Source organism: Clostridium sp. AF23-6LB, from assembly GCF_003461085.1.
Lineage (GTDB): Bacteria > Bacillota > Clostridia > Lachnospirales > Lachnospiraceae > Coprococcus > Coprococcus ammoniilyticus.
Genome location: NZ_QTWK01000005.1, coordinates 274,350 through 288,108 on the forward strand (window position 1 = coordinate 274,350; position 13,759 = coordinate 288,108).

Consider the following 13,759-nt stretch of genomic DNA (forward strand, 5'->3'; position numbering starts at 1 on the left):
CATAACATGGACAAAATCGTTAAATTTCGTAATAGAATACATAACTAAAAAATCATAGCGTAATATGAGAAAAAAGTCAAACAAATACGATCTGCTTTAGAAAAACAGGTAAAATTATGTCCCGGCTAAAGAATGGTAAAGGATTTGTAAAAAATACTTGAAAAAATAAATCAGGTCTGCTAGTATGTCTTCAGACAAAGACGTCAGTTGAACGAGATACGTTCGATTGGCGTCTTTTCTGTTTTACAAAAAAAGTACCATGGAATTTTGTAAAAAAGTGAAGCGAAACCTGTCGGGGGATGCGCACCTGCCGTAGATTTCAAAAAGAATTTCAGAAAAATGGAGGAAATAGTTATGAATACTGGTGATACTGGTTTTATGCTGATCTGTACAGCGTTGGTATTTTTTATGACACCGGGACTTGCTTTCTTTTATGGTGGAATGGTGCGAAGGAAAAATGTCGTTAATACGATGATGGCATGTACTTTTATTATGGGACTTTCGGTTGTGATGTGGATATTATTTGGTTACTCCCTTTCCTTTGGGGGAAATCACGGAGGAATCATTGGTGATCTTAGATGGTTTGCGTTAAATGGCATATCCATGAATGAGGCCGGACCGTATGCAGACAATATTCCGCATTTTGTATATATTGCATTCCAGATGATGTTTGCAATGATTACGCCGGCACTGATTACAGGATCATTAGTCGGACGTGTAAAGTTTAAGGCTTTATTCTTCTTTATCATGTTCTGGTCGATTCTGGTTTACTATCCGATGGCACACATGGTATGGGGACAGGGCGGTTTCCTTGCAGAGATCGGTTCGGTTGATTTTGCGGGCGGAAATGTCGTACATATTAGCTCCGGTGTAAGCGCATTGATATTTGCGATCATCCTTGGCAGACGAAAAGGTTATGAGAATACTGCTTATCGTGTTCATAACATTCCATTCGTTGCTCTTGGTGCATTTATCCTTTGGTTCGGATGGTTCGGCTTCAATGCAGGAAGTGCCCTCGGAGCAAATGGTCTTGCAGCTCATGCATTCTTAACCTCAGCAATCGCAAGTGCAAGCGCCATGATGTCATGGATGCTGATCGATGTGATAAAAGACGGAAAGCCAACCTTGGTTGGTGCTTCGACCGGTCTTGTTGTTGGGCTGGTTGCAATCACACCGGGAGCAGGCTTTGTTCCAATCTGGTCTGCATTTATTATCGGTGCACTTGTAAGTCCGATTTGTTGTGGTATGATTACTTTATTAAAGAAGAAATTGAAAATAGATGATGCACTCGATGCTTTTGGATGTCATGGTATCGGTGGTGTCTGGGGTGGCATCGCGACCGGATTATTTGGTAAGAGTTCGATCAACAGCGTTGCCAGATGGGATGGACTGTTCTTCGGAGACTATCACCTCTTTGTTGCACAGTTGATCGGTATCGTTGTGACGATAGCAGTTGCAGCGGTCGGAACGTTTATCTGTCTTGGACTTGTAAGACTGATCACGCCGCTTCGTGTATCAGATAAGGAAGAAAAGATCGGTCTGGATCTTGCAGAACAGGGAGAAAGTGCATATCCGACATTTAACGGATTGGATTCATAGAAGTTGCGGAAAGGAGTATGAGAATATGATGATCAAGATAGAAGCAATCGTGCGAGAAGAAGTATTTGAAGATGTAAAAGAAGCACTGAATGCGATTGATGTAAATGGTATTACAGTATCTCAGGTAATGGGATGCGGTGCACAGCGAGGATATAAGAAGCTGGTACGTGGTACAGAGGTTGATGTCGTTATGCAGCCGAAGATCAAATTTGAGATCGTAGTTTCTTCGGAAGAATGGGAGAAGAAGACGATCGATGCAATCCAGAAGGCAGCATACACCGGAGAAGTTGGAGACGGCAAGATCTTCAGTTATGAGATCCGCACCGCTATGAAGATCCGTACGAAGGAAAGCGGCTATGATGCGCTGAATTAGATAAACAGGAGGAGCCTGTAAGACAGGTTCCTCTTATTTTTCTGTCTTAAATTCCATTTACAAGCCATGAAAAACAGTTTATAGTTATAGGCAGTTAAAATTGTTCAGGACGGTGTATACAATATGAAATTTAAGAGTACAAATGAGATAGAAACCATTCAGTTACGGGATGCACAGATCAAAGAAATGAAGCTTGTCGGAGTCGGAGAAGTGGAAGCTGAGGCTTCCGGTGAAGAAAAAACAGACGGAACAGCAGAGATTGTCAGTGAAGTGAAAGCAGACGTAGCAGAGGCTGCCGGACAAGCAAAAAAAGATGAAGCAGCTTCCCCTAAAGGACTTCGGGCAAGATGGCTGGAACTCTATGTAGAAGGCGCAGTTGTAAAGGATAACAATTCACAGAATGAATATTACGCAGACAAATATGCCGATCAGATGGAGATCCGGTTTAAGAATCCGGTCATCGAAGCGGTATTGTTGGAGGGGCATAAGTATTACGATGCAAATGATAATCTGGTAGAAGAAGTTCCGGATCAGAAGCTTGCGGAAGATGAGTATGAGAAGATATTTGGAAAGTTCAAAGAGAATTATATCTTCTATGGTGGCAAGCCGGAAGCAGATAAAAAGTGTTATCAGATGATCGTTGATGTTGACGAAGATTCTTATATAGTAAGCTTTTATTATGATAAGGTAATTGCCGGATGGAATCATTTCCTAAATAAGGCAAATATGGGTTAGGTGATCGAATATGGCAAAACGAATCAAAGAATATCTGGTATATGTAGATAAGCTGCTTGCAAGGGATGATGTTGATTTTGATGAGGAGATGCGGAGACATCTGGTGCAGATTGAATTTTTCATGCATGAGCGTCTGATCCATCTTCTTGTAACGATCCTGTTTGCGATCCTTACGGTAGGCTGTTGTGTGACCTTTGTGGTAACGGAAAAAATACAGATCTTACTGTTAGCGGCAGCTTTGTTTGTTTTACTGATCCCATATATCAGGCATTATTATTTACTTGAAAACAGCGTGCAGAAAATGTACGATCAGTATGACAAAATGATGGAAAAAGCAGGAAAAGATGCATTTTATACAGGAAAGGAAAGTTAAATGTTTAATCTGGTAATGGGAATCGTCATGATCGGGATCGGAACAATCTGTCTGGTAAAAGGCTGTGTAGGAACCTTAAGTCCAGTGATGATCTTTTTTGGATGCTGTATGATTGTATTCGGTATCGTGGAGATCATCCGGTCAAAAGCTATCCGCAAACGCGAACAGCAGAGAAAAGACCATGAGATGGATGTCTACCTCAAAATGGCAGAGGAGATGGGCGTAGTTGTAAATCCCATCACCCATGAGATTGTCAAAAAAGAGGACGATAAATCTTAAAACGGACGAACTGGTCGATGGTTATACCTATTATTACGTAACCAGCGACCAGCTCTGTTTGTCTGAATATGTTTATCGTCCTTTTTTGATAGAGCAAGTTCACCATTGCATTCTCAAAAAATAAATATAAATAAAAACAACAGATATTAAAAAAATAGGATTGTTGAATTTTGATACCGTAGGAAAAATGGAAGACAGGGTTATTGTTATAAAGCAAGCCTGCCTGAGCGCTGGTACTTAGGCTACGTACTTTGCAGCCTTACGTACCACTGCGTCGAAGGTAGAGCGAAAGCGTCTTGCGTAATAATAGGTAACCCTGTCTTCCATTTTTTAAAGGTGCTCTACTTCAAGGTCGAGAAGTCAAATTCGGACACGCCGGAGCCGGAGCCTGCCTTGTAGACCTTGCCGGAGGTAGAATCTACATAGAAGTCACCAACCTTAGAGTTGTCAGATTTTCTGGTGTCATGAAGCTCAAAGTGGTAGCCCATGCTGCCGGAGTTATAATCAGTAAGATCCTTGTCGTTATTGCGAACTTCATAGTTCTTGGAGTCGCCGGGAATCTGATCCATAAAATACTTATAAGCATGGTCATAAGTATCATAGTTTCCGGTCAGAGCATCGGATACATCCTTTGCTGCATCATCTACAACATCTCCGGCATCGTCGATCATGTTACCGAGATCCTTACCTACAGAACCTGTACCGTTTGAATTATTCCCGTTTTCTGTGGAACTGCTGTCCTCTGTACTGCTCCCGGTTGTTGTACCGGTTGTTTCAGGGTTATTTTTCTCGCCGCATGCGGTCAGGGTAAATGCCATGACAACCAGACATGCACATAAAAGAAATGATTTTTTCATTTTTTTATTCTCCTTTTCCATTTGATAAAAATAGTATCTGACATTTCCTGTTTTTTATTCGAATAAAAATATCAGATCAGGAGTATAGATGTATAAAAAACGGAAAATCTTATAAAAATGAGGAAAAAAATAAAAACAGTTTTATCCCACATAAATGACAACGAAGCGTTAAAAGAGTGTGACCGATTTTTTGCAGCTTATTGGCAAAATATAATTCTGGTTGCTGCACTGATCGTATTTTTATTGTTTACAGGAAAATTCATTATCGATCAGAAAGATAAATTTCCGGATTCAGACAGCGTGGTTGCCATGTCATCAAAAACAGTGACACGAAAACGGGCATATCTGACCTTTGACGACGGTCCATCCGATCAGACCGGAGAGATCCTTGATATTTTAAAAGAGCATAATGTTAAAGCTACGTTCTTTGTAATAGGAAGAAATGAACGATACTATCCCATGTACAAACGGATCGTGGAGGAAGGGCATACACTGGCGATCCATTCATATTCCCATGAATATAGTACGATCTATGCAAGCTATGACAATTTCGTGAATGATGTTGAGGAATTAAGAAAATTATTGTATGATGTTACAGGAGTGGACTGCCGGTATTACAGGTTCCCGGGTGGAAGTTCAAACCGTGTTACGCAGGTACCGGTGAATGACCTGATCGACTATCTGGACTCAGCAGGATTGACGTATTTTGACTGGAATGCATTGAATAATGATGCGGTGATTGCCGGACAGACACCGGATCAGCTTGTAAAGAATATATTGAAGGATGCATTAAATTATGATGACACGATCATATTGATGCATGATCTGGATTGCTGTCATGAAACAGTGGAATCTCTGCCGTCACTGATTGAACAATTAGAGGAACATGGATATGAGATCCTTCCGATTGATGATGATACACCGCATATCCAACATAGAACACATTAGAAATAGTTCATTATATTTTATCTATACATAATCAAGTAAAGAGGCTAAAGAATGACATACGAAGAAGCATATCTATATATGAAAGAAGCGGGAAAAAGAGGCAGTGTCTACGGAACGGAGACAGTGAAAGAACTACTTTTAAGACTGGGAAATCCACAGGATCGGGTTCCTGTCGTTCATATAGCCGGAACAAACGGAAAAGGTTCTATATTCGCATTTGTCGGGCATATTCTGGAGGATGCAGGGTATGTTGTCGGACGCTATATATCCCCAACGATCTTTACATATCTGGAACGATTTCAGATAAATGAACATTATATGAAAGAATCGGAATTTGCACGGATCATGGAGACCGTGATCCCGGTTTGCGAGGATATGGAGGAAGCCGGGCTTCCGATTCCGACTGCATTTGAGCTTGAGACTGCGGTAGCATTTCTGTATTTTGTGCAGAAAAAGGTCGATATCGTGTTACTGGAAACCGGAATGGGAGGAAAGAACGATGCGACAAATGTGGTGAAACAGCCGCTTTGTACCGTGCTTGCAAGTATCAGCAGAGATCATATGCAGTTTCTTGGTGATACATTGCAGGAGATTCTGGAACAGAAGATGGGGATCCTTCGGGAACAGGTTCCGTGTGTGGCATATCCGATGCAGGATGAGATAAGACAGATATGGCTGGATAAATGTGATAAAATGCAGATAGAACCGATCATGGCAGATACCGACCAACTGCAGGTCATAGCAGAAAATCTGCATGGAAGCAGGTTTTGTTATAAAGGACAGGAGTATGAGCTGGGGATTCCCGGAATCTATCAGATCTATAACAGTATAACCGCAATTGAGGTCTGTAATTGTTTAAAAAAACAGTATGATTTAAAAAATGTGAATATAAAGAACGGATTAAAAGAGACGGTGTGGGAGGGCAGATTCCAGAAGATTAAGGATGTGCCTTTGACTTATATCGATGGAGCGCATAATGAAGGCGGATGGAGAAGTCTCAGAGAGAATATCCGGGCATATTTTACAGGGCGGCCGTTGATCTATATCTGTGGTGTTCTTGCAGATAAAGAGTATGAGAAAATGGTGGATATCATGGCACCGTTTGCAAGCTTTATCATAACGGTAACACCGGATAATCCACGGGCGCTTGATAAGGAGATTCTGGCAGACTGCTATCGTTCATACGGAAAGTCGGTGGATACGGCAGGGGATGTGTTTACTGCACAGAGACAGGCGGAAACACTGGCACAAGAAATGACGGAGCCGGTGATTGTGGTATTTGGTTCATTATCTTTTATAGGACCGCTGATACCGCGAATAAAGTAGTACGATAAACCAGGAGAGGACTACAGAGAAGAAATGACGATGGACAGAGTCAACGCAATATTAGCAAATGAAGAATATAAAGACTGGATGGAGCAGATCCGAACATCCGAGAAAGAACGAAGATTCTGCTGTCATGGGATCGATCATTGTCTGGATGTAGCAAGGATCGGAATGCTGATGAATCTGGAGGAGAAGTTAGGACTGGAACCGGAGCTTATCTATGCGGCAGCATTATTACATGATATCGGACGGGCGGTCAGCTATCAGACCAGCGAAGAACATCATCTGGCAAGTGTTCGTAACAGCCGGAGTATTTTGCTGGCAACCGGATTTTCCGGTAAGGAAACAGAGCTGATCTTAGAAGCAATCAGCAAACATAATACGACAGGGAAGGAAGCAGAGGGGCTTTCCTATGTAATATACAGGGCAGACAAGCTTTCCAGACGCTGTTTTGACTGTGAGGTCTATGACGAGTGTTACTGGAAGGAAGACGAAAAGAACAAAGGAGTGGTCTACTGATGATTATAGGGAACAAAGAATTTAAACTGAATGAAAAACCGTATGTAATGGGAATCTTGAATGTGACACCGGATTCATTTTCCGATGGAGGAACACATAACAAGTTCGATGATGCATTGTATGCCACAGAGCAGATGATAAATGATGGCGCAGATATTATAGATGTAGGCGGAGAATCGACCAGACCCGGTTATACATTAATTTCAGATGAGGAGGAGATTGGTCGTGTTGTTCCTGTGATCGAGGCAATCAGGGAACGATTTGATACCGTAATTTCACTGGATACCTATAAGGCTGGCGTGGCGGAAGCCGGAATCCGGGCAGGTGCAGATCTGATCAATGATATCTGGGGCTTCAAATGGGATGGAAGGATGGCTGATATCGTTGCTGCACATGATGTGGCATGTTGTCTGATGCATAACAGAAGGGTAATGGATTATACCGATTATTTAAACGACGTTGTTAAAGATCTGGACGAATCCGTTCAGATGGCACTTAATGCAGGTGTGAAGAAGGAGAAGATCATGGTAGATCCGGGAATCGGATTTGCAAAGAACTTAGAACAGAATCTCGCTTTAATGAATCATCTGGAGCTTTTGCATAAATGGGATTTCCCGATACTGCTGGGTACTTCCAGAAAATCTATGATCGGTCTGACTCTCGATCTTCCTGTTACAGAGAGGGAAGAAGGTACGATCGCGACATCGGTCATGGGGCTTATGAAGGGCTGTCAGTTCTTCCGTGTGCATAATGTAAAAGGAAATGCGCGTGCACTTCAGATGGCATGGGCGATCATGCATAGTTAATACAGTCAATAAGAGAAAATGAAGCAGTACTTAATGATTTAATGAACAGAAGAAAATTTCATTGAATCATAAATAAAAAAGATGAGGTTTGATCTGGTAAAAGGGAGAACAGACAGGAGGTGTCGTATGGATAGAATCAGCATAAAAGGACTGGAAATATTTGCCAATCACGGAGTTTTTAAAGAAGAAAATGTGCTTGGACAGAAATTTGTAATTAATATTGATATGTATACATCGACAAGGGCGGCAGGGATCCGGGATGATCTGAAGCTGTCTATTGATTATGGAGCCATCTGTAATCTGGTTGAAAAGACGATGAAAGAGCATACTTATAAGCTGATCGAAGCAGTTGCGGAGAAAGTAGCGGCGAATATCCTTCTGTCATATCCGACGATGTCAGAGGTTGAAGTAGAGGTTGAGAAACCATGGGCACCGGTATTAATGCCGCTTCAGACAGTGTCAGTAAAGATACGAAGGAAGAGACACATTGCTTATCTGGGACTTGGTTCGAATATGGGCGACCGGGAATCCTATCTCGATTTTGCGATTGATGAATTAAATAAAGATGAATATACCAAGGTGACTAAGGTTTCAGATTTCATCGAGACAGAGCCGTATGGTGGCGTGGAACAGGATGATTTTTTAAATGGCTGTATCGAGGTAGAGACACTTCATTCGCCGGATGAACTGTTACATCTGATCAATGCGATCGAGAGGGACGCCGGCAGGGAACGCCTTATCCACTGGGGACCAAGAACTTTGGATATCGATATCCTTTTATATGATGATCTGATCTGTGATGAGGAGAATCTCCATATCCCACATATAGAGATGTGCAAGCGGGAATTTGTATTAGAGCCGTTGTCAAATATAGCAGGCTATAAGAGACATCCGGTCAATGGCAGGACGATCCGGGAGCTTCTTGACGAGCTGGAACGGAACGAAGAATAAACCGGGGAAAATGAGCATGCGCATTTGATCGTATTGGCATAGTTTTAAAGACAACATTAATATTATAGAAAGACTGCAGGCGGAATGTCTTGTATTTGGAGCAGATAAAACAATGGATAAATATAATATGGAAGATTTACGGACAGTAGAAGCACAGATTGCTTCACTTGTAAAGACAAGAGATAAGATCCTGGCAGGTATGGCAGATGAGAATAAGAAGCTTACGAATGACAGCTCGCTTGCTGTTTGCGATGGAATGAAGAATTTTACCTGTGTGAAGAAATTAGAAGTAGACAAGGACACTGTTGTCTGTTATCAGGGTGTTCCGGGAGCATACAGCCAACAGGCAATGTTCAGTTTTTTCGGAAAAGAGATTCAGAATATCAATGTGCCGGATTTCGGAGATGTGATTGAGATGGTGAAGAATGGCAAGGCAGACTATGGTGTACTTCCAATCGAGAATTCTTCAGCCGGATTTGTAAACGGAATCTATGATATGGTGGGAAATAATGATGTGACCATCGTCGGCGAAGAAGAGGTTCATGTAGCACATGCATTAATGGGTGTTCCGGGCAGTGACCTTTCCCGGATCAAAACTGTATATTCACACACACAGGGTTTGCTTCAGTGCACGAATTATCTGAGCCGGAAACCGTGGAAGCAGTGCAGTGTTGCAAATACGGCAGTAGCGGCGGTCAAGGTCATTGAAGAAGGAGATAAGACACAGGCAGCGATTGCAAGTGAGCTTGCAGCAGAGCTTTATGGACTTCAGATCCTTGCAAAGGACATTGTGAACAATGACAACAATACGACACGTTTTATAATCTTGTCAAAACAGAAAATCTTTGTAGAAAAGGCTGAAAATATAAGTATCCGCTTTTCCTTGCCGGATGAAAGTGGTACACTTTACAATATATTGAGCCATATAAATCTGAATGGAATTAATATGACAAGCATCGAATCGAGACCGCTTACCGGTAGAAAATGGGAATATGCCTTTTTTGTTACAATGGAGGGCAGTCTGTTAGATTCAAGAACAAGACATGCATTACAGGGAATCTGTGAAGATGCGATGGATTTCCGTCTGATCGGTACATATTAGGGGTGTAAAAAAGAAGTGAGGTGTATGAAAGTATGGCAGGAAAGACATTTGCCGCGATCAATGTAGGTTCTAATGAGATATCAATGAAGATCTGCGAGATCACACCAAGAAAGGGTGCGAGGGAGCTTGATACCGTAAAAACGATTATTGAGCTTGGAAGTGATACCTATAATAAAGGATATATCGAAGAAAATAATTTGAATAAACTGTGTGACACGTTGCTAAAATTCCGGAGAAAGATGAAGGAATATGATGTATCTGATTACAGAGCATACGCATCCAGTGCAGTCAGAGAAGCGGAGAATGCTTCTATGATCATTGAGAGAATTAAGATGTGTACGGATTTTGATGTGCAGATACTCAGTAATTCAGAACAACGTTTTATGAATTATAAAGCATTTGTGGCAACCGGGCTGGATGTGGATGTGGCAACCCATAAGAATAATGCATTGCTTGATATCGGAGCCGGAAGCTTACAGATCTCGATATTTGACAGAAGAAATCTGGTGCAGACGCAGAATCTTCCAATCGGTGCAGTCCGAATCCGTGATTATCTGACCCGGTTCGGTTCCGATACGGTAGATCTTGAAACACTGATGGAAGAGTATGCATCAAATGCGATCATAGAATTTAGAAATCTGTTTTTAAATGATAAAGATATTAAAAGCATTATTGCAATCGGTGATGGTATCAACAACCTGAAAAAAGTTGGTCCGGAGCTTTCGATTGCGAACAGTATATCGAGAGAACAATTCCGCATTCTCTATAAACGGGTAGTTGACATAAAACCGGAAGATCTGGCGGAACGGTATGGTATTCCATATGAGCGTGCCACCCTGATGCTTCCGATGGCGATTATTTATCAGTCATTTCTGGATAATTCCAGGGCAGAGGAGATCCTGACTCCGAATGTGATCTTCTGTGATGGTATTATTGCCGACTATATGGATAAGCAGGGGACCTTCCTGATGGACAAGAATTTTGATCAGGATATTCTTGCATCTGTGAATACAATTGCAAAGAAATATAAAGTAAACCGTGCGCATGTCCAGAATGTATCGGATAATGCACTTGCAATATTTGACAGCATTCGGAAATTACACGGACTTGGTAAACGGGAACGGCTGCAGTTACAGATCGCGGCGATCCTGCATAATTGTGGTAAATTTGTAAATATGAAGGATGTATCCCTGATCTCTTATCATATCGTGATGGCGACAGAGATTCTTGGACTTTCTCATAAAGAGAGAGAGGAGATCGCAAATGCGGTTTATTATAATGGATTTTACCTTCCGTCGGAATTAAGGGCATCCGGGCGGATCGGATCGGCAGATTATATGAAAGTGGCCAAGCTTACCGCTATCCTTCGACTGGCTGATGTGCTTGATAAGAGCTATAAACAGAAGATTACAAATCTTAGGATTTCATTACATGACAATACACTGGTGATCTATACAGATACGCTGGAGGATATTACACTTGAAGCAGGCATGTTTAAAACGAATAATATCTTATTTGAAAAGGTCTATGGTGTAAAAGTAGTATTGAAACAAAGGAGGGGTATATAAATGAGTGATAAGAATTTATTTTACAACCGGGAACTGTCCTGGCTGGAATTTGATAAAAGATGCCTGAGTGAAGCGAAGGATAAGAATATTCCGATATTTGAACGGATCAAGTTCCTAAGTATCACAGCATCCAATCTGGATGAGTTTTTTATGGTGCGTATTGCTTCTTTAAAGGATATGAAGAATGCGGGATATACGAAGAAGGATATTGCAGGAATGACGCCGGAAGAACAGCTTGATGAGCTGATTCCTGCAACGAAGGAATTCATGAAGAATCAGTATCAGACTTATAATCGTTCCCTGGTTCCGTTATTAGAGGCAAATGGACTGAAGATTGTCAGACATTATGAAGATCTGACGCCGGAACAGTCCAGATATGTAGATAAATTATTCGAACGGGATATCTATCCGGTATTAACACCAATGGCAGTGGATTCTTCCAGACCGTTTCCTCTTGTAAGAAATAAATCTTTAAATATTGGTGCGCTGATCTATGATAAGAAGAAAGGCGTTACAGATATCGCGACCGTTCAGGTTCCATCTGTACTTCCAAGAGTGATCATCCTGCCATCCGAGCGACAGGGCATGACAGAGATCATCCTGCTTGAAGAAGTAATTGAGAAGAATCTGGATAAGCTGTTCTTAAGCTATGATATCGTATGTGCGCATCCATATCGTATTATGCGTAATGCGGATTTCTCAATTGATGAGGAAGAGACAGCCGATCTGTTAAAGGAGATCGAGAAGCAGTTAAAGCAGCGCCAGTGGGGCGAGGTTATCCGTTTGGAAGTAGAAGATACGATGGATAAAAAGCTGTTAAAAGAATTAAAGAAGCATCTGGATGTGGTTGATCGTGTCGTATATAAGATCAACGGACCGCTTGACCTTACCTTCCTTATGAAAGTAAATGGTCTGCCGGGCTTTGATCATCTGAAATATGAGAAATATGTTCCGCAGCCGGCATTTTCAAATGGCGACTACAGTAATATATTTGATAAGATCAAGAAGCATGACCGTTTGCTGTTTCATCCATATTATGAGTTCACGCCGGTTGTTGAATTTATTCGTCAGGCAGCAGTCGATCCAAATGTACTTGCAATCAAGCAGACCTTATATCGTGTCAGCGGCAATTCGCCGATCATAGCAGCGTTAGAGCAGGCTGCGGAGAATGGCAAGCAGGTAACTGTTCTGGTTGAGTTAAAGGCAAGATTCGATGAGGAAAACAATATTGCATGGGCGAAAAAGCTCGAGAAAGCCGGCTGTCATGTTATCTATGGTCTGGTCGGACTTAAGACACATTCCAAGATCGCGTTGGTTGTCAGAAGAGAAGAAGATGGTATCAAGCGCTATGTACATCTTGGTACCGGTAACTATAACGATCAGACAGCAAAGTTATATACAGATATGGGACTTCTGACCTGTTCGGATCCGATCGGTGAGGATGCGACAGCAGTATTTAATATGCTGTCCGGATATTCAGAACCAGGAAAATGGAACAAACTGGCAGTTGCACCTATCTGGTTAAAGGATAAATTTCTGATGCTCATTAACCGTGAAGCGGAAAATGCCAGACAGGGCAAGAAGGCACGGATCATTGCCAAGATGAATTCGCTTTGTGATCCGAAGGTGATGGAAGCCTTATATGATGCATCGGCTGCCGGTGTTAAGATCGACCTGATCGTCCGTGGCATCTGCTGTATCAAAGCAGGTGTGCCGGGACTCAGTGAGAACATATCGGTTCGTTCAATCGTTGGTAATTTTCTGGAACATTCCAGAATCTTCTATTTCTATAATGATGGATTTGAAGATATCTATATGGGCAGTGCAGACTGGATGCCGAGAAACCTTGACAAGCGTGTCGAGATCACCTTCCCGGTAGAAGATCCTGATCTGAAGAAACGAATCAAGGACATCTTAAAGATCCAGCTTGCTGATACTTTAAAGGCGCACATCATGCAGCCGGATGGCAGTTACGAGAAGCAGGACCTTCGCGGTAAGGTAAAACTGGATTCCCAGATGTACTTCGCGGAAGAAGCCCGTAAGCGTTCTGCAAAACCGGAGGATGCAGATGCGGCAATCTCTCATGACCGGGTATTTATCCCGATCGAAGCGGAAGAGAGCGAGCATTAAAAAGTTGCTAAATATAACGAAAAAAGTTGCTGGATACAGTAAAAAAATTCTTGACATTTGCACATGTATGTGCTAACCTATAGAAGCTGTTTAGCAGAGACAGACAAGAAAGCAGAGTATCCACTCTCACCTTAGCACGAAGAATAGTGACTCGGGTTCATATCTAAGTAGATTATAATATGTACTTATATAT

14 protein-coding genes and 1 other annotated feature (1 of these 15 running past the window's edge) are annotated in these 13,759 nt (G+C 41.9%); of the genes, 13 read left to right on the plus strand and 1 reads right to left on the minus strand.

What is annotated here, in order from left to right:
• Positions 1-354 precede the first annotated feature (354 nt).
• The 5 genes from DWY07_RS12685 (at position 355) to DWY07_RS12705 (ending at position 3,359) form a co-directional block, all read left to right on the plus strand.
• Positions 355-1,599, plus strand: coding sequence for an ammonium transporter (locus tag DWY07_RS12685; protein ID WP_117808410.1), 1,245 nt, complete (start codon positions 355-357; stop codon positions 1,597-1,599).
• Between the two features lie 25 nt (positions 1,600-1,624).
• Positions 1,625-1,972, plus strand: coding sequence for a P-II family nitrogen regulator (locus DWY07_RS12690; RefSeq protein ID WP_008401503.1), 348 nt, complete (start codon positions 1,625-1,627; stop codon positions 1,970-1,972).
• 123 nt (positions 1,973-2,095) lie between these two features.
• The gene (locus DWY07_RS12695) at positions 2,096-2,707 is read left to right on the plus strand and encodes a hypothetical protein (protein ID WP_117823508.1); all 612 of its coding nucleotides are present in this window, start codon (positions 2,096-2,098) and stop codon (positions 2,705-2,707) included.
• A 10-nt stretch (positions 2,708-2,717) separates the two neighbouring features.
• The gene (locus DWY07_RS12700) at positions 2,718-3,080 is read left to right on the plus strand and encodes a hypothetical protein (RefSeq protein WP_117823510.1); all 363 of its coding nucleotides are present in this window, start codon (positions 2,718-2,720) and stop codon (positions 3,078-3,080) included.
• Positions 3,081-3,359, plus strand: coding sequence for a DUF308 domain-containing protein (locus tag DWY07_RS12705; RefSeq protein ID WP_117785061.1), 279 nt, complete (start codon positions 3,081-3,083; stop codon positions 3,357-3,359).
• Positions 3,360-3,700: 341 nt separating this feature from the next.
• Here DWY07_RS12705 and DWY07_RS12710 read toward each other — a convergent pair whose 3' ends face one another.
• Positions 3,701-4,216, minus strand: a complete 516-nt coding sequence (locus DWY07_RS12710) for a ubiquinone biosynthesis protein (RefSeq protein WP_117823512.1) — start codon at positions 4,214-4,216, stop codon at positions 3,701-3,703.
• A gap of 117 nt (positions 4,217-4,333) precedes the next feature.
• Between DWY07_RS12710 and DWY07_RS12715 the strand changes: the two genes are divergently transcribed.
• From DWY07_RS12715 to DWY07_RS12750, 8 genes are all read left to right on the plus strand, one after another.
• Positions 4,334-5,164, plus strand: coding sequence for a polysaccharide deacetylase family protein (locus tag DWY07_RS12715; protein ID WP_117808407.1), 831 nt, complete (start codon positions 4,334-4,336; stop codon positions 5,162-5,164).
• A 51-nt stretch (positions 5,165-5,215) separates the two neighbouring features.
• A complete protein-coding gene (locus tag DWY07_RS12720) occupies positions 5,216-6,490 on the plus strand; it encodes a folylpolyglutamate synthase/dihydrofolate synthase family protein (protein WP_117823514.1) in 1,275 nt (424 codons plus the stop codon).
• Positions 6,491-6,529: 39 nt separating this feature from the next.
• Positions 6,530-7,009, plus strand: a complete 480-nt coding sequence (locus DWY07_RS12725) for an HD domain-containing protein (RefSeq protein ID WP_226801089.1) — start codon at positions 6,530-6,532, stop codon at positions 7,007-7,009.
• Positions 7,009-7,815 (plus strand): dihydropteroate synthase, encoded by an 807-nt coding sequence (gene folP / locus DWY07_RS12730; protein WP_021943710.1) that lies wholly within the window; start codon positions 7,009-7,011, stop codon positions 7,813-7,815. Before DWY07_RS12725 ends, folP begins: the two co-directional genes overlap by 1 nt.
• A 126-nt stretch (positions 7,816-7,941) precedes the next feature.
• Entirely contained in the window at positions 7,942-8,766 is an 825-nt protein-coding gene (gene folK, locus DWY07_RS12735; protein WP_117823518.1) for a 2-amino-4-hydroxy-6-hydroxymethyldihydropteridine diphosphokinase, read from the plus strand.
• A gap of 112 nt (positions 8,767-8,878) precedes the next feature.
• Entirely contained in the window at positions 8,879-9,868 is a 990-nt protein-coding gene (locus DWY07_RS12740; protein WP_226801090.1) for a prephenate dehydratase, read from the plus strand.
• Positions 9,869-9,900: 32 nt separating this feature from the next.
• Entirely contained in the window at positions 9,901-11,436 is a 1,536-nt protein-coding gene (locus tag DWY07_RS12745) for an HD domain-containing protein (RefSeq protein ID WP_117823520.1), read from the plus strand.
• The gene (locus tag DWY07_RS12750) at positions 11,437-13,566 is read left to right on the plus strand and encodes an RNA degradosome polyphosphate kinase (protein WP_117823522.1); all 2,130 of its coding nucleotides are present in this window, start codon (positions 11,437-11,439) and stop codon (positions 13,564-13,566) included.
• Positions 13,567-13,669: 103 nt separating this feature from the next.
• Positions 13,670-13,759, plus strand: a sequence feature (ribosomal protein L20 leader region) (it continues 40 nt past the right edge of the window).